The organism is Hydrogenophaga sp. NFH-34, from assembly GCF_021401345.1.
Taxonomy (GTDB): Bacteria; Pseudomonadota; Gammaproteobacteria; order Burkholderiales; family Burkholderiaceae_C; genus Hydrogenophaga; species Hydrogenophaga electricum.
Map to the genome: position 1 here is coordinate 18,218 of NZ_JACBGE010000008.1, position 16,620 is coordinate 34,837.

Sequence of the window (16,620 nt, forward strand, 5' to 3'; positions counted from 1 at the left end):
GGGAGTAACCAGCCCGCCGCCGGACGCACAGCCCGGCCTCGGCGGGCGGGGCATCCGTCAGTACGCGGTCGCTGTGAGCGGTCGCCGGATGTCCCGGGCCGGACGCCCGTCCGGTTCCGGCCAGACCTTGGAGGGTGTTTGTTCAACACCATCCTTGCAAGGTCCGTTCATGGAAACCATCGCACCCCTGTGGCTCTGGGGCGTCTTCGTCGCCTTCGTGCTCGCCGCGCTCTTTGTCGACTTCGTCGTGCTGAAAAAGCAGGGCGCCCACGAGGTCAGCGTCAAGGAGGCGCTGAACTGGTCGCTCGCCTGGGTGGCCGTGAGCTTCGTCTTCAACGGCCTGCTGTGGTGGGCGATCAAGGACATGACGGGCTCGACCGCCGTGGCCAACGAAAAATCGCTGGAGTTCCTGACCGGCTACCTGATCGAGAAGAGCCTGGCGGTCGACAACATCTTCGTCTTCCTGCTGATCTTCACCTACTTCGCGGTACCGCCGGCGTTCCAGAAACGGGTGCTGATGTTCGGCATCCTGGGCGCCATCGTGCTGCGCACCATCATGATCCTGGTGGGCGGCTGGCTGCTGTCGCAGTTCCACTGGATCCTCTACCTCTTCGGCGGTTTCCTGATCCTCACCGGCATCAAGATGTGGTGGGCCGCGGGCCAGGAAGAAAGCCTGGACGACAACCCCGCACTCAAGCTGCTGCGCCGCGTGATGCCCATCAGCGAGCGCTACGACGGCGAAAAATTCTTCACCGTCGAAAACGGCAAGAAAATCGCCACGCCGCTGCTGATGGTAATCGCCATGGTGGGCCTGACCGACGTGATCTTCGCGGTCGACTCGATCCCGGCCATCTTCGCCATCACCAAAGACCCGTTCATCGTGCTGACCAGCAACGTGTTCGCCATCCTGGGCCTGCGCGCCATGTTCTTCCTGCTGCAGGCTGCGGCCAGCCGCTTCCACCTGCTCAACTACGGCCTGGCGGTGATCCTGGTCTTCATCGGCACCAAGATGATGCTGATCGACGTGTTCAAGATCCCGGTGGCGGTGTCGCTGGGCGTGGTGCTCGGCATCCTGGCGATCACCATGATCTGGAGCGCCAAGACCGCGCCGAACACCTGAGCCCGCCGCGCGCACGATGGCCAACCCGATGCGCGCCACCCACCCCGTCATTCCCGCGAAAGCGGGAATCCAGAGCGTGGAAGCACATGGGCACTGGATGCCCGCCTGCGCGGGCATGACGGGAGGGCTGGCCTCGGGGATGTCTGCAGGGGTCCGGTTCGTGCGCACGATGGCCCGACCCGATGCGCACCACCCGCCCCGTCATTCCCGCGAACGCGGGAATCCAGAGCGTGGACGCACACGGGCACTGGATGCCCGCCTGCGCGGGCATGACGGGAGGGCTGGCTTCGGGGATGTCTGCAGGGGTCCGGTTCGTGCGCACGATGGCCCGACCCGATGCGCACCACCCGCCCCGTCATTCCCGCGAAAGCGGGAATCCAGAGTGCGGACGCACATGGGCACTGGATGCCCGCCTGCGCGGGCATGACGGTGTTTATGGGGCAGCGACCCGCGTCAGCGGCGGAGCGTGGGGGCTTTGGTTCACAAACGCCGGTCCGGCGTCGGCATGAGCCGGTCCACTTCCTGCTGCAGCGTTTGCACCAGCTTGGCGTAGACCTGCAGTTTCTGGCTGTTTTCACGCAGGCGTTCGGCCAGGCGCTGGGCCACCGCGGTCATGAGCTTGGCCGCAGTGGCCGGTTGTTCGGTGGTCAGGGTTTCGAGCGCGTCGCGCGTGAGCACGGCGCAGTGCACGTCGGTGCTGGCCAGGCAGGTGGCCGACCGGGCCTCGCCGTCGACCAGGGCCATCTCGCCGATCAGGCTGCCAGGGCCCAGCACGTTCAGGGTGACTGGGTCGCGCCGACTGATGCGCTGTGCCTCGACCGTGATCTCGCCTTCGAGCACCAGCACCATGAAACCGGTGTCGCTGGCCTCGCCCTGGCGAATGATGGCGGTGCCCGCCGGGAAGCGGCGCGGTTTCATGAAGCCGACCACGGTGAGGGCTTCGGCTTCGTCCAGCTGCATCAGCGCGGTGGGCGCGCGCAGCAGGTGGGCCGCTTCGTGCGCGCTGGCGGAGGCTTCGACCGCGGCCTGACGCCGGGCAGGCGCCAGGGTTTCCGGGGCCTGCCGCGTGCGGCGCGGTCCGAGCAGTTTCTCGAACAGGGACATGGGCGTGGGGGAGCGTGTGGCCGTGATCCGGCCATTGTGGCGCCAAAAAAACGGCCGGCGCCTCAGCCCGGCAGCGGAATCCACTCGTCGTGGTCGTCGGGGGGCAGCGGCATGCGCCCTGCGGCCCAGTCGGCCTTCGCCTGCTCGATGCGTTCGCGGCGCGACGACACGAAGTTCCAGAAGATGTGGCGCTCGCCCAGCGGCTCGCCGCCGAACACCATCAGCGTGCTGTTGGCGCGTGCGGTTAGGCTGTCCTGCGCGCCGTCGAACACCAGCAACTGGCCGGGCGTATACACCTGGCCGTCGTGCTCGACGGTGCCGCGGGCCACGTAGACGCCCTGTTCGCTGTAACCGCCCGGCAAGGGCAGGGTGGCGCCTTCCGGGCATTCGGCGTGCAGGTAGAACATGGGCGAATGCGTGCGCACCGGGCTGGTCTTGCCGTAGGCGGTGCCCGCCACCAGGCGCCGCCAGACGCCGTGGTCGGTCCACTCCGGCAGGTCGGCCTTGGGGTAGTGGGTGAAGGCGGGCTCGCACTCTTCGTCGGCTTCGGGCAGGGCGACCCACATCTGGATCAGCTCCAGCCCGCCGCCGGCGAAGGAGTCCGGGTGGGTGAACCGTTCCGAATGCGAGATGCCCCGGCCGGCGGTCATCCAGTTCACGTCGCCGGGGCGGATCTCCTGGCGCACGCCCAGGCTGTCGCGGTGCGTGATCTGGCCGCTGAGCAGGTAGCTCACGGTCGCCAGGCCGATGTGCGGGTGCGGCCGCACGTCGGCCGAACGGGTGTGTTCCGGCGCCAGTGTCACGGGCCCGGCGTGGTCCAGAAAGACGAAGGGGCCCAGGTGGCGGCGCCTGGCGTAGGGCAGCAGGCGCCGCACTTTCAGACCGTGCCCCAGGTCGCCTTCGCGCGCGTCGATCACCATGTCCAGCATCGAGGGTCTCCTTGTGGTGGTTGTGGGTCCATTGTCGGCCGCCGGGCGGGGGCTGGCCACCCGGGCCGCCATGTCCGACGGCTTGCTGGGACAATGGCGCCATGCGCATCCAGTCCCTGCGCGAGCGCCTGCGGGCGCTCGGCGCCCTGCCCCAACACGAACACCGCGTGCTCCGCCTCTGGAGCCAGGCTTTGCCGCAGACGGCGGGCAAGCGGGCCATCGAGCACTTTCTGCCGGCCACGCTGCGCGCCGCGCTGCCGGCCATCGAGGCCGACCTGGCCGGGCTGGCGCAGCTGGAATCGGCCCACCCGGGCGACGACGGGTCGGAGCGCCTGCTGGTGCGGCTGGGCGACGGGCAACTGGTGGAAAGCGTGCTGCTGCTGCCCGACCGCACGCCGGGGCTGTGCGTGTCCACACAGGTGGGCTGCGCCGTGGGCTGCACCTTCTGCATGACCGGCACCACCGGGCTGATCCGCCAGCTCGGCAGTGCCGAGATCGTGGCCCAGGTGGCCCTGGCGCGCACCCGGCGCGAGGTCAAGAAGGTGGTGTTCATGGGCATGGGCGAACCCGCGCACAACCTCGACAACGTGATGGAGGCCATCGAGCTGCTGGGCACGGTGGGCAACATCGGCCACAAGAACCTGGTGTTCTCCACCGTGGGCGACCCGCGCGTGTTCGCAGAGCTGCCGCGCGGCGTGGTCAAGCCGGCGCTGGCGCTGTCGCTGCACACCACCCGGGCGGATCTGCGCGAGCGCCTGCTGCCGCGTGCACCGCGCCTCACGCCCGAAGAACTGGTCGACGCCGGCGAGGCCTACGCCCGCGCCACCGGCTACCCGATCCAATACCAGTGGACGCTGCTGGACGGCATCAACGACAGCGACGACGAGATCGAAGGCATCGTGCGCCTGCTCACCGGCAAGTACGCCATCCTCAACCTGATCCCCTACAACACCACCGAAGGCATGCCCTTCCGGCGCCCGAGCTGGGAGAAGGCGGCCGATATGGCGCGCCGCCTGCACCGCCAGCGCATCCTGACCAAGCTGCGCATGTCGGCCGGGCAGGACGTGGACGGCGGCTGTGGGCAGTTGCGCGCGCGGGCGGAGCGGCCCGTACAACCGCCTCGGCGGACCATCCCGCTCACTGTTTCACTCACGACCTGACGGCGGCCCTGGCAGGGGCTTGGTCGCTGCGCCAAGCGCTGTCTCGCGCCGCTGACAGGGGGCTGGTGCAAGGGCTGGGCGACCACCGCGGCGTGCTTGTCGCCCACGAAGCTGAGCGAGCGGTACAGGCCTTCCATCACGGTGTGGACCTTGTTGGTGCCGCGCCGCGCCGGGTTGGCCTTGCCGGCGGCTGCGTCGGCGGCATCATTCTTGCCGCGCTTGCCCGAGAGGCGGTAGGGGACGACGAACTTGGGCGCCATCAGGCACACGGTGTGACCGAACCGAGCAAACTCGCGCACCCAATGGTGGGCGCCGGAGCAGGCCTCCATGCCGATCAGGCAGGGCGGCAGCGAGGCGATGAGTTCGAGCAGCTTGCCGCGTGCAACGTTCGGGCGAACCAGCGCGGGCTTGCCTGCTTCGTCCATGCTGTGAACGGCAAAGATGTTCTTGGCAAGATCAATTCCGATGGTGACAATGCTCATGATTTCCCCTTCCAACAAACGCGTGAGTTGATGAGAGTTCGCACTTCCCATCGTGGCGCTTTGATGCCGTATCCCAAAAATGCGCGGATTACCCGGGACGGGGATGCCCCTTTCATTCGTTAGGCGTCATATGAAACTCTATCGCGGCGACTCGGTGCCGAGTAATTCAGGTTCCGGCAAAGCAGGCGACAGAGGACGCACGTTCGCTGAATACTTTGTCTCTAATGGCCTCATGGCCAAGTTTTCTGACGGCGGAAGCTGCGCCCTTTTGGATGGCAAAGACTTGATCGATCTTGTTCTTGCACATGTGGGATATGAACAAAACGGATCTGAAAAGGCCCTTGCTTATCGCAGTCCTATGCTCTCATTCTCCGAGTGCGAGTCGACGGCATTGAAATTCACAACTGGACGCCGGAAGGCGGAGAATTTCAATCTATGCTCATTCGAAGATGCTACCCATTTCGTCTGGATGCTCCAAGTCGATTTGCCGGAAGAATCCTCAGCTGGAGTCTTTGAATTGGGGTTTGAGGCTGACGCGAAAAATCTGAATGAACTCATAGACGATCAGTTGCACCGTTCCCGCCTGCGTCAGGCTGAGACGGGTGACATGAGCCTCATTCCTGTCGCTATAATGAATCGGGCGTCTGCGCAGCTTGCCGCGGGAGACAAATCGGAGCATCGAGCGATCTTAGTTAACGTCGTGCGCATGCTCAGTGCAATCAAGCAGGAAGGCAGAAATCCGCTACTTTTGAGCAACACCATCGTGAGGGCATCACGCGACAAACAGTGGCTTCTGTACCCCAGCGATCCAATGCCTGACGGCTCAGGCTTATCTAGTAGATTTCCGATGAATATTCATCTACATATTCACAAGTACTTTCGTGCAACGCCACGGTGACGCCTAACTACTTAGCTGGGGTTACGAACAGCATTCCGAGCTAGATCCATCAAAGGTTCAGTTCCGGCTGTTCAAGACAAAATTCTTTGGTCGGGACTTCGAGCTGAAATGATGTGCCGCCCAACCCATCATTCCACCGGACCTGCACGAAAAGCCGCGCTGGCCTGTGAATTCAGACGTAAGACAGCAAGCAACAGATGCGCTCTTGGCATGACTTCCATATCACAGGCTTTGCGGTCGCCGGAAAGCTTCAAGAACTCGCGTTCGATCTTGAGTGGCCATACGAGTCAGAGACGGACGTTCGCAGGGCACAGTTGAAGTTCACGGGAGTCGAGTGCTACTACCTTGAGCACGATCTCGGCGCAAACATCGTTTACGCGTTCTCCGAGGAATCGCTGGGGGAGTTTTTGACGGAATGGAGCGAAAAGTTCGAAGTCCAATGCAAGTGGGGCTGGCCGTCGTTCTGGCGTGCTAAGCCGCACCCGCCTCGCTCTTTAGAACTTGAACTGAAGGATTCCCTGGCCTACCTCTCTGAAAAGCAAGTCAAGTGCTTTGACCTTTCCAGTTCGTACGGTCTCAGCGGCTGGGTCTTGGCGTCGGGCGTTCAAGAGGTGCATATTGCTGTCTAACAACTGTCAACCGGACCTGCTACAGCCGGCTCCGCCGCCTTACGCAGTCCGGTTACGGCGGACGTTGAGCGTCCGCTCCTGACCGTTGGTCGACATGCCCACATCGCCGTCTTGGCCTGTGAACTGGCAAGTAACTTCTCCGGTGCGCTGCCTACAGGCAAACCAGATCGCCCGCATCCAGCGCCGGCGGGCGCGTCAGGTCGTTGTCGATGCCCATGACCTCGCTGGCGCGTTCGACGGCCCGCCACAGCAGGGGCGGCATTTTCAGAATCTCGTCGGGTGACGTGGCCTGCGCGATCCAGTGACTGATCTGTCGGTGCTCGTCCGGGGTCAGCAAGGCCAGGTGAAGCATTTCGTCGATGGTTTTCATGGGTCACTTCGCTCAAGTCTCTGGGAATGAAACGGATGCTGTCACAGATCGGGTGTGCCAGCGTTCATTTCAAGCCAAGCCGCCACGTCCGCTTCTCACCGCAACCCCGCCTTCTTCCCCAATCGGTACCAACTGTCGTAGCGTCAGCCCCAGGCTCTGGGCGGCGCGGCCATGGGTGCCGGGGTGTGGGGGGCGGCTGCTCGGGCAGGTGCCGCGCCAGGCGTTCGATCACGTTGCCCAGTTCGCGGATGGCCCAACAGCTTCATCACCTCGCGCATGAGCAGCAGCTCCTGGGCGTGCCAGGCGGTCGGCGCGGCCAAGTCACCGGTGTCGGGCGGCATCCGTCAGAGTTTGGGGCAAAAGGGACATGCCCCCGACAAGCAATTTGCTCGCCAGCGCGGTGGCCGCCGAGCGGTCCGCTTCACGACGGCACGGTCCAGCACCGTGCCGTCTCGTGCACGCACCACCGGGTGCCATCTTGCTCAACCCGGTGGGCGATCAGGTACTCGCGCAGCAGCGCGAAGTCCATCGCGTCGGGCTGGACCAAAATCCAGCGGCGGTCCAGTCCGGCCGCACAGGCCGCCCAGTCGGGGTCAGCCGGCGCCACCAGCACCGGTTGGCGAGGGCGGGTGAAGGTGTGCGCCAGGTCGTTCCACAAGTTGGGGCTGGTGTGCCGGATATCTATCTCGGCGGCACCCGGCCCGGTGATGTAGACATGCTCCCGGCTTCGGGGGTGCGTCAGCGAGCGCACATGACCGAAGACGGTGTTCATCAAGCGGGCGATGCATTGCTCTGGATCGGTGTCGATGGGGATGACCAAAGCACCCTGCTGTGCCAGCAGTTCACGGGCCACGAACAGGTTCACCGTCAGTTCGGCCAATGCCCTGGCGCGGTGCAGGACGAAGCCCAGCGGTGACGCTGCCGATTCCACCGCCGGTGGTAGTGTCTGCGCCAACCAAACCAGGGGTATGCCCGCGCGCAGCGGGGCTTGTGATCCCCGGCCGCCGAGCAAGCCCAGCATGGCGCTGAGCGTGTCGCCGCGCAGCAGGTGCACGCGCGCGCTGTTGGGCCAATCGGCCGCCTCTGTGTGGGCGTCCTCCAGCTGGGTCATGAGGTCCCGGGCGTGCCGGTGAGCAAAGGCCGCGATATCGGGCAGGTGGTGCAACAGTGAGCGGTTCATGGCTTGTTCTTCCCTGGTTTTGTGAACAGAAAGTTTATCCAAAAACCAACCGAAAGTGTCTATTTGATGGCACGCCTTACTACGTTTCTGTTCATGAACGAAAAAGCGGAATTTGCCCAGCGGTTGCGCGACGCGATGGTGCAGGCGGGCTATCCCGTGCGCCCGGTGGTGCTGGAGCGTGAGTTCAATACGCGCTACTGGGGGCGTTCGGTCACGCTCCAGGGCGTGCGCCGCTGGCTGCGCGGCGAGGCGATTCCGTCGCAGGACAAGCTGCAGGTGCTGGCCGACTGGCTCGGTGTCGAACCCGAGGTGCTGCGCTTTGGCGTGGCGGTGCGGCAGTCGGTGCAGGAGCGCCGCCAGCGCTGGGAGGACGGGGCGGGTTACGTGGAGCGCGAAACCTTCGAGGCCTTCCTCTCGCTGCCCGCGCCGCAGCGCAAGATCGTGCGCGAGGTGATCCTCACGTTTGCCAAGGCGCACGAGAGCGACAACCGCTAAAATCGCCGCTCCTCAAGGAGCGCTGCAGCGCTGCCCGCCACCCGCTGGCGCAGGCGGTCGTCAGGCTTGAGGTTCCGGGCGTTCACCGCCCCGCCGGCCCCACCGGTTTCCAACGGCGCTCACCAGTTCCCGATGTCTTCCCTGGTGAGCCCCATGACCGTTGTGACCGCCCCTGCCCCCACTTCCGTTCGTCCCATGCTGCTGTCCGGTCTGGAGCCGCTGTTCATTGGCGTGGGCAGCCTGTTCGTCAACGTGGGCGAGCGCACCAACGTCACCGGCTCCAAGGCGTTCGCGCGCATGATCCTGGAAGGCCGCTACGAGGACGCGCTGGCGGTGGCGCGCCAGCAGGTGGAAAACGGCGCGCAGATCATCGACATCAACATGGACGAGGCCATGCTGGACAGCCAGGCCGCCATGGTGCGCTTCCTGAACCTGATCGCTGGCGAGCCCGACATCGCGCGCGTGCCGATCATGATCGACTCGTCCAAGTGGAGCGTGATCGAGGCCGGCCTGCAGTGCGTGCAGGGCAAGGGCATCGTCAACTCCATCTCCATGAAGGAAGGGGTGGAGAAGTTCAAGCACGAAGCGCGGCTAATCAAGCGCTACGGCGCGGCTGCCGTGGTGATGGCGTTTGACGAAGTGGGCCAGGCCGACACCTACGCGCGCAAGATTCAGATCTGCGAGCGCGCCTACCGCGTGCTGGTCGACGAGGTGGGCTTTGCGCCCGAAGACATCATCTTCGACCCCAACATCTTCGCGGTGGCCACGGGCATCGAGGAGCACAACAACTACGCCGTCGACTTCATCGAGGCCACGCGCTGGATCAAGCAGCACCTGCCCGGTGCCAAGGTGAGTGGTGGTGTGTCCAACGTGTCGTTCAGCTTCCGCGGCAACGACCCGGTGCGCGAGGCGATCCACACCGTGTTCCTGTACCACGCGATCCAGGCCGGCATGGACATGGGCATCGTCAACGCCGGCATGGTGGGCGTGTACGACGAGCTGGAGCCCGAGCTGCGCGAGCGCGTGGAAGACGTGGTGCTCAATCGCCGGCCCGATGCGGGCGAGCGCCTGGTCGAGGTCGCCGAGAGCGCCAAGGGCGCGGCCAAGGACGACAGCAAGAAAAACGAATGGCGCGCGCTGCCGATCCGCGAACGCCTGACGCACGCGCTGGTGCGCGGCATCAACGAACACATCACCGAAGACACGGAAGAGATGTGGCAGCTCATCCAGGCCGATGGCGGGCGCCCGCTGGCCGTGATCGAAGGCCCGCTGATGGACGGCATGAACGTGGTCGGCGACCTGTTCGGCCAGGGCAAGATGTTCCTGCCGCAGGTGGTGAAAAGCGCGCGCGTGATGAAGCAGGCCGTGGCCCACCTGCTGCCCTACATCGAAGAAGAAAAGCGCCAGCTCGAAGCGGCCGGTGCCGACGTGCGCAGCAAGGGCAAGATCGTGATCGCCACCGTCAAGGGCGACGTGCACGACATCGGCAAGAACATCGTCACCGTGGTCCTGCAGTGCAACAACTTCGAGGTGGTGAACATGGGCGTGATGGTGCCCTGGCAGGACATCCTGGCCAAGGCCAAGGAAGAGGGCGCCGACATCGTGGGCCTCTCTGGCCTGATCACCCCCAGCCTGGAAGAGATGCAGGTGGTGGCGGCCGAGATGCAGAAGGACCCGCATTTCCGCGACAAACAGATTCCGCTGCTGATCGGCGGCGCCACCACCAGCCGCGTGCACACGGCGGTGAAGATCGCGCCGCACTACGCCGGCCCGGTGGTCTACGTGCCCGACGCCTCGCGCAGCGTGAGCGTGGCCCAGGGGCTGATCGGTGACGGCCGCGTGCAGTACCTGGCCGAACTCAACGCCGACTACGAAAAGGTGCGCCAGCAGCACGCCAACAAGAAGGCCGTGCCGCTGTGGCCGCTGGCGCAGGCGCGCGCCAACGCCACGCCGGTGGACTTCAGCACCTACACGCCGCCCGCGCCCAAGTTCATCGGCCGGCGGGTGTTCAAGAACTTCGATCTGGCCGAAGCCGCCCGGTACATCGACTGGGGGCCGTTCTTCCAGACCTGGGACCTGGCCGGTCCGTACCCCGCCATCCTCGACGACGAGATCGTGGGCGAGCAGGCGAAGAAGGTGCTCGCCGATGGCAAGGCCATGCTGAAAAAGATCATCGACGGCCGCTGGCTGACGGCCAACGCGGTGATCGGGCTGTACCCGGCCAACCGCGTCCACCACGACGACATCGCGCTCTACGCCGACGAAACCCGCCGCCAGCCGGTGCTGACCTGGCACGGTCTGCGCCAGCAGACCGAAAAGCAGGACATCGACGGCGTGATGCGCCCCAGCCGCTGCCTGGCCGATTTCGTGGCGCCAGAAGGCACGGCCGACTACGTGGGCGTGTTCGCGGTCACCGCCGGCATCGGCGCCGAGAAGAAGGAAAAGCAGTTCCTCGACGCTCATGATGACTACAACGCCATCCTGTTCAAGGCCCTGGCCGACCGCCTGGCCGAGGCCATGGCCGAATGCATGCACGAGCGCGTGCGCAAGGACCTGTGGGGCTATGCGGCCGACGAGGCCCTGAGCAACGAAGACCTGATCAAGGAAAAGTACCGCGGCATCCGCCCGGCGCCGGGTTACCCGGCCTGCCCCGACCACTCGGTCAAGCGTGGCATGTTCGAGCTGCTGGCCGCTGGCGAGATCGGCATGGCGCTGACCGACAGCCTCGCCATGACGCCGGCCGCCAGCGTGAGCGGCTTCTACCTCGCCCATCCGGCGTCGACCTATTTCAACGTCGGCAAGATCGGCGACGATCAGGTGGAGGACCTGGCCGCGCGCAGCGGCGTGGACGTGGCCGAGCTCAAGCGCTGGCTCGGCCCCAACCTCTGAGGACACACGCCGTGCGGCGCAGGCTGGGGGCGTGGGCGATGGGGCTGGTGGTCCTGGCCCTGGCCCTGACCGGTTGTGCCACGCTGCCGCCGCCCCTGGCCGCCGAACTGCAGGCCGGTCCGGCACAAGGGCCCGACCCCTACCGCTTGCGCACCCCTTCGCCGGTCGTGCCGATGGCCGCACCCGACGCCGCCCACCTCGCCCGTGCGCCGGACCCGGGCCAGCTTGTTTCGGGTCTGGTGCTGGTGTGGTCCAACCCGGGCGCCACGGGCCTGTTCGTCGGCCTCTTCGGTGAGCCCTTCATGCCCTGGACCCACATCGGCCTGATCGCGGTCGAGCCCGACGGCGTGTTCGTCTACGACACCAACGCCAACCTCAGCCTGACGGACCAGGGCCCGGCCACCGGCCACGAGGGGCGCGGCGTGCAGCGCATTCCTTACGAGCGCTACGTCGATTCGGGCCAGATATTCGGGCTTTACGCGCCGCCGCCCGATGTGGACACCGACCGCCTGCTGCAACACGTGCGCGAGCAGTACGCGCGGCGCACGCCGTTCGACGCCCGCTTCGATGCCGACGATCCGTCGGCGCTGTACTGCTCGGAGTTGGTGGCCCATGCCTGGGTGGCCGCGGGAGCGCCGCCGTTGCGGCCGGTACCCGCGCGCGACCACCGCAGCTACAACCTGGTGCGCCAGCTGCTCGGCATTCCCGACACCGGGTTCTACCTGCCCGACCAGTTCATCGACCCACAGCGGCAATTGGCGCTGTGGAGCCGGACGCATTCGCCGGCCCGGATCGAGGCGCTGTTTGCGGCCCGGCGTGAACTGGCGCTGCGGCTGGCGCCCGACGCGCCGCTGGGCCGGCTGATCCGCTGGGACGACGCGGCCCTGTCGCTCTCGGCCGCCCTGCACCTGCGCGAAGCCCCGCAGCGCTTCGTCGACGCGGCCCTGGCCAGCACGCCGGTGGTGGAAACCCCGGCGCAGGCCCGCGTGCGGGTACACGCCTTGGCCGATGCGTTCTTCGGCCCCCTGCCGCAGCCCGCCGGGCGCCCCTGAGCGGTTTTTCGCGCAGCTTTCAGCCGCGTGTCCACTGTTGGGTGATGGTGCCCGCGCTGCCGCCCGAGAAGGTCAGCGTCAGCGTGTTGCCGCTGATGCGGTAGGTGGCGCTGCCATTGCCCACGAAGCTGATGGGCAGGGTGCTGCCACCCAGGGTGATGCCGCCGCTGGTGGTGGCGTTGCTGAGGGTCAACTGGTCGCCGCTGGTGCGGTAGTTGCCGGTGGTGACGAGGGTGCCGTTGCCGGACATCGCCCCGGCTGTGCAGACCACCTCACCGCCGACGTTGAAGCTGTCGCCCGCCTCGAAGCGCAGTTGCATCAGGCCCGAGCAGTCGACGCCCGGGGTGCCCACGTTGGCGGTGTTGGCGGCGAGCAGGGCGTTGGCGTCGGCTTGCCACAGGCCCACCAGATTGGCGCCGCCCGCGCCGCCGCTGCTGGCATCGCTGTCGCTGCTGCCGTCGCCGCAGGCGGCCAGGGAGAGGGTCAGGGCCAGCAGGCCCGCGTGGTGCCAGGTTCGCTGGTGTCGGATCGTCATGGGGCATCTCCCGTGGGGGTGGAACATGGGAGTCGATGCTAGAAAGCCCGGCGCCGGCGCACCAGTGACATTTGTCATGCGCTGCTTGTGCGCGGCCACACGGGCCGTCACGCGCCGTCGGGTGGCTGCGCGGCCGGCACCTCCAGCCAGAACACCGAACCGCGGCCGGGCCGGCTGCGAAAGCCCAGCGGCCAGCCGAGCTGCCGGCACACACGCTGCACCGCGCTCAGGCCCAGTCCCAGTCCTGGCGCGGCCGCCTGACCGGCCGGTGCCGGGGCGCGGAAGAAGGCCTGGAAGACCTGGGGCTGGTGTTCGGCGGCGATGCCGGGGCCGGTGTCCCACACCTCCAGCCGCAGCACCGGGCCGCTGGCGCGCTGCCGCTGCCGCACGGCCACCAGCACCCCGCCGTGCCGGGTGTACTTGAGCGCGTTGTCGATCAGGTTGTAGAGCATCCGCTGCACCGTGATGCGGGGAGCGTGCAAGGCGCCAGGCAGGCTGTGGAAGCGCAGCGACAGGCCGCGCCGTTCGGCGATGTCGCGCCACAGCTGGGCGGCTTCGAACAGCAGGGCTTCGGCGTCGACGCGGTCGCCCGGCGCGGGTGCCGGCACGTGGTCGAGCTGGTGCAGGTCCAGGATGGCGTCGAGCGTCTGGCTCAGCGACTGCGTCACGTCGCCGATGCGCCGCGCGGCGGCGGCCTGCGGCTGGCCGTCGAGGGCCTGGGCCAGGGTCTGGGCCTGCAGGTTCAGCGCCTGCACCGGCTGGCGCAGGTCGTGGCTGGCGGTGGCGAACAGGCGGCTGCGTTCCTGGTGCAGCCGTTCGAGTTCGGCTTTCTGCTCGGCCAGGGTGCGGGCCTGGGCCGCCTGTTCGAGTCGCGCCCGGATGAGCTGCACCAGGTGGCGCTGCTGGTTGCGGAACATCAGCATCAGCGTGCCGGTGAACACCGCGGTGCTGACGGCCAGCACGGTGTCGGTCAGTGTGCGCTGCCACAGCAGCCAGGCCATCAGCAGCCCACCCAGCGTGGCCTGGAAGCTCAGGCCGGCGCGTAGCGAGAAGGCCAGGCCGTTGGCCGATCCGGCCATCACGCCGACCAGCATCAGCAGCATCACCGAGAGCTGGGCGTGGTCCTGTTCGGGCATGAGCATCCACGGCGCCAGGCCCCAGAGCAGGGCGAAGGTGACGACGTGGCCCACGGCGCGCCGCTCGGCCGCCTGCAAATCGGCCAGCGCTGCCTGCTGGTATTCGGGGCGTGTGCCGGCGTGGATGCGCAGCGCCTGCCAGCCGTGGATCAGCGCGGCCCAGGCGAAGCACCCAGGTGTGCGGGTGACCCACCAGAAAAACAGCCAGATCGCCAGCGCGGGGTAGAGCGTGGTCGGCAGCGAGCGCACGTTCTGCGCAAAGAAGCGCCGCAGCCGTTCGGTCTCGATCGGTTCGCTCAGCGCATCCGCGTCGGCCATGGCAGGGCTCAGCGGCGGAACAGGGCCAGCAACTGGCTGCGGCTGTGCACGTCGAAGGCGGTGAACACGTCCGAGACGTGGTTGCGCACGGTGCCGTGCGACAGGCCGGTGTGCTGCGCGATGTCCTTGTTGGAGCGGCCTTCCAGCATCTGCTGCAGCACCACCAGTTGCCGCGGGGTCAGACCCGCCGCCGCGGGGATCGGGGCGGTGTGGCGCGCCAGCGGCGCCGCGGCGCGCCGGTACAGCAGGGGCAGGAGCGCCTGCAGCAGTTCGTCGCGCCGGCCGGATTTGGCGACGAAACCATCGGCACCCTGTTCCCGCAGGTGCTGGGCCACGCCGTCGTCGCTCAGCGCCGAGAGCACCACGATGGCGCTGGCGGGGCAGGCGCGGCGCATGGCCGACAGCGCGCTGAAGCCGCTGGCGTCCTGCAGGGTCAGGTCGAGCAGGATCAGGTCGGGCGCCTGGGGCCGCACCGCCTGGAGCGCCTGCGCGAGGCTGGCGGCTTCGGCCACGGTCACGTGCGGCCAGTGGGCCCGCAGGTAATCCACCAGCGACTCGCGCAGCATCGCGTGGTCTTCGACGACCAGCAGAGAGGTGCGGGGTGGGGTGTGCATGGCGGGACGTGTGACGATCCCGGATTGTGGGTGCTGGGGCTCGCTTTGGCGCACCACCCACCATTTGGGGGGTATGCCGCCTCCCACGCTGCCCGCGCCGCCCCTGCGGACGGCGGCGGGATCAGCCGCCCGACCGCAGCGCGCGCCGGTACTGCACCGCTTCGGCCACGTGGCCAGGCGCGACCGTGTCGCTGTCCGCCAGATCGGCGATGGTGCGGGCCACGCGCCAGACGCGGTGCATGCTGCGCGCACTCCAGCCGAGCCGCGCGGCCGCCGTGTGCAGGAACTGGCGCGCGGCGGTGTCGGCCTGCAATTGCCCGTCGAGTTCGCGCCCCGCCAGTTGCTGGTTGGGCTGGCCCTGCCGGGCCTCGGCACGGGCGCGCGCCGCCACCACGCGCGTGCGCACGGTGGCGCTGTCTTCGCTGGGCGCGCTGTGCAGCAGCTCGGCCGGCGGCAGGGCCGGCACTTCCACGTGCAGGTCGATGCGGTCCAGCAGCGGGCCGCTCAGGCGCCCCTGATAGCGGGTGATCTGGTCGGGCGTGTCGCGGCAGGCCCGGGTCGGGTGGCCGAGGTAGCCGCAGGGGCAGGGGTTCATGGCTGCCACCAGTAAAAAACGGGCCGGGAACTCGCTTTGCATCGCCGCGCGCGAGATGCGGATGTGCCCGGTTTCGAGCGGTTCGCGCAGGGCTTCGAGCGCGGCGCGCGGGAATTCGGGCAGTTCGTCGAGAAACAGCACCCCGTGGTGGGCCAGGGAGATTTCGCCGGGGCGCGGGGGTGAGCCGCCGCCCACCAGCGCCACCGCGCTGGCACTGTGGTGCGGGCTGCAGGTCGGCCGCCGGCCCCACTGGTCGAGCGCGAAACGCCCGGCCAGCGACGCCACGGCGGCCGATTCCAGCGCCTCGTGCGTGGCCATCGGCGGCAGGATGCCCGCCAGCCGCTGCGCCAGCATGCTCTTGCCCGAACCGGGCGGGCCGACCATCAGCAGGCTGTGGCCGCCGGCGGCGGCGATTTCGAGCGCGCGGCGCGCGGCCACCTGGCCTTTGACGTCGGCCAGATCGGGCAGGCCGACGCCGGCGGCAGGCGTCGCGGCGTGCACGCGGGCCCAGCCGTTGTCGTCGGCCGGGCCGGCCTCGCCGTCGGGCCGTTCGGGCAGGAACTGCCGCACCACGTCCAGCAGATGCCGCGCCCGGTAGACCTGTGCGTCGGGCACCAGGGCCGCTTCTTCAGCACTGCCGGGCGGCAGCACCAGGCGCCGCGGCGCGGTGTCCCCGGCGGTGTGCACCGCCAGGCTCATGGCCAGGGCGCCGCGGACCGGCCGCAACTCACCGCCCAGTGACAGTTCGCCGGCGAATTCCCAGCCGTGCAGGCGCTCGCCGTCGATCACGCCACTGGCGGCCAGGATGCCCAGCGCCACGGGCAGGTCGAAGCGCCCCGAGTCCTTGGGCAGGTCGGCCGGCGCGAGGTTGACCGTGATGCGCTTGTTCGACGGAAATTCCAGCCCCGCGTTGGCCAGTGCCGAGCGCACGCGCTCGCGCGACTCCTTGACCTCGGTGTCGGCCAGGCCCACCAGCGTGAAGCTGGGCAGACCGTTGGCCAGATGCACCTCGACCTGCACGGGGCGGGCATGCAAGCCGTGCAGCGCACGGCTGTGAACCAGTGACAGACCCATAGAACTCCCTGTTTTGGTGCATTCTGGCCAGAAGGTGGGT

Annotated in this window: 15 protein-coding genes, 1 pseudogene and 1 riboswitch; of the genes and pseudogenes, 7 read left to right on the forward strand and 9 right to left on the reverse strand. The window is 67.6% G+C overall.

Translation table 11 applies throughout. The features are described from left to right. Window positions 1-169 precede the first annotated feature (169 nt). A complete protein-coding gene (locus L0977_RS09105) occupies window positions 170-1,120 on the forward strand; it encodes a TerC family protein (RefSeq protein WP_234264547.1) in 951 nt (316 codons plus the stop codon). A 480-nt stretch (window positions 1,121-1,600) separates the two neighbouring features. Here L0977_RS09105 and L0977_RS09110 read toward each other — a convergent pair whose 3' ends face one another. Then, the gene (locus tag L0977_RS09110; protein ID WP_234264548.1) at window positions 1,601-2,224 is read right to left on the reverse strand and encodes a cyclic nucleotide-binding domain-containing protein; all 624 of its coding nucleotides are present in this window, start codon (window positions 2,222-2,224) and stop codon (window positions 1,601-1,603) included. A 62-nt stretch (window positions 2,225-2,286) separates the two neighbouring features. Then, entirely contained in the window at window positions 2,287-3,153 is an 867-nt protein-coding gene (locus tag L0977_RS09115) for a pirin family protein (protein WP_234264549.1), read from the reverse strand. A gap of 101 nt (window positions 3,154-3,254) precedes the next feature. On the opposite strand from L0977_RS09115, the gene L0977_RS09120 reads away from it, so the two are divergent. Beyond that, a complete protein-coding gene (locus L0977_RS09120; RefSeq protein ID WP_234264550.1) occupies window positions 3,255-4,313 on the forward strand; it encodes an RNA methyltransferase in 1,059 nt (352 codons plus the stop codon). 185 nt (window positions 4,314-4,498) lie between these two features. On the opposite strand, the pseudogene L0977_RS09125 reads toward L0977_RS09120, so the two are convergent. Next, window positions 4,499-4,795: pseudogene (locus L0977_RS09125) on the reverse strand (IS110 family transposase); the annotation flags it as partial. 130 nt (window positions 4,796-4,925) lie between these two features. On the opposite strand from L0977_RS09125, the gene L0977_RS09130 reads away from it, so the two are divergent. Continuing rightward, the gene (locus L0977_RS09130) at window positions 4,926-5,693 is read left to right on the forward strand and encodes a hypothetical protein (protein WP_234264551.1); all 768 of its coding nucleotides are present in this window, start codon (window positions 4,926-4,928) and stop codon (window positions 5,691-5,693) included. A 197-nt stretch (window positions 5,694-5,890) separates the two neighbouring features. Beyond that, on the forward strand, window positions 5,891-6,322 hold the full coding sequence (locus tag L0977_RS09135) for a hypothetical protein (RefSeq protein ID WP_234264552.1): 432 nt from the start codon (window positions 5,891-5,893) through the stop codon (window positions 6,320-6,322). A gap of 151 nt (window positions 6,323-6,473) precedes the next feature. On the opposite strand, the gene L0977_RS09140 is transcribed toward L0977_RS09135, so the two are convergent. Together L0977_RS09140 and L0977_RS09145 are read right to left on the reverse strand one after the other, a co-directional pair. Further along, window positions 6,474-6,692, reverse strand: a complete 219-nt coding sequence (locus L0977_RS09140; RefSeq protein WP_234264553.1) for a hypothetical protein — start codon at window positions 6,690-6,692, stop codon at window positions 6,474-6,476. A gap of 421 nt (window positions 6,693-7,113) precedes the next feature. Further along, entirely contained in the window at window positions 7,114-7,872 is a 759-nt protein-coding gene (locus tag L0977_RS09145) for a hypothetical protein (protein ID WP_234264554.1), read from the reverse strand. 93 nt (window positions 7,873-7,965) lie between these two features. Between L0977_RS09145 and L0977_RS09150 the strand changes: the two genes are divergently transcribed. From L0977_RS09150 to L0977_RS09160, 3 genes are all read left to right on the forward strand, one after another. Then, entirely contained in the window at window positions 7,966-8,367 is a 402-nt protein-coding gene (locus tag L0977_RS09150; protein ID WP_234264555.1) for a transcriptional regulator, read from the forward strand. A gap of 8 nt (window positions 8,368-8,375) precedes the next feature. After that, a riboswitch (S-adenosyl-L-homocysteine riboswitch) is annotated at window positions 8,376-8,495 on the forward strand. A 25-nt stretch (window positions 8,496-8,520) separates the two neighbouring features. Continuing rightward, window positions 8,521-11,256 (forward strand): methionine synthase, encoded by a 2,736-nt coding sequence (gene metH, locus L0977_RS09155; protein WP_234264556.1) that lies wholly within the window; start codon window positions 8,521-8,523, stop codon window positions 11,254-11,256. A gap of 11 nt (window positions 11,257-11,267) precedes the next feature. After that, window positions 11,268-12,308, forward strand: a complete 1,041-nt coding sequence (locus L0977_RS09160) for a hypothetical protein (protein WP_234264557.1) — start codon at window positions 11,268-11,270, stop codon at window positions 12,306-12,308. Window positions 12,309-12,327: 19 nt separating this feature from the next. Here the strand turns inward: L0977_RS09160 and L0977_RS09165 are convergent, their stop codons facing one another. The 4 genes from L0977_RS09165 to L0977_RS09180 form a co-directional block, all read right to left on the reverse strand. Then, on the reverse strand, window positions 12,328-12,843 hold the full coding sequence (locus L0977_RS09165; RefSeq protein WP_234264558.1) for a hypothetical protein: 516 nt from the start codon (window positions 12,841-12,843) through the stop codon (window positions 12,328-12,330). Window positions 12,844-12,950: 107 nt separating this feature from the next. After that, window positions 12,951-14,297 carry a sensor histidine kinase gene (locus L0977_RS09170; RefSeq protein ID WP_234264559.1) on the reverse strand — a complete coding sequence of 449 codons (1,347 nt, stop codon included), beginning with the start codon at window positions 14,295-14,297 and terminating at the stop codon, window positions 12,951-12,953. Between the two features lie 8 nt (window positions 14,298-14,305). Then, window positions 14,306-14,911, reverse strand: a complete 606-nt coding sequence (locus L0977_RS09175; RefSeq protein WP_234264560.1) for a response regulator transcription factor — start codon at window positions 14,909-14,911, stop codon at window positions 14,306-14,308. Between the two features lie 121 nt (window positions 14,912-15,032). Next, window positions 15,033-16,580 carry a YifB family Mg chelatase-like AAA ATPase gene (locus L0977_RS09180; RefSeq protein ID WP_234264561.1) on the reverse strand — a complete coding sequence of 516 codons (1,548 nt, stop codon included), beginning with the start codon at window positions 16,578-16,580 and terminating at the stop codon, window positions 15,033-15,035. Window positions 16,581-16,620 lie beyond the last annotated feature (40 nt).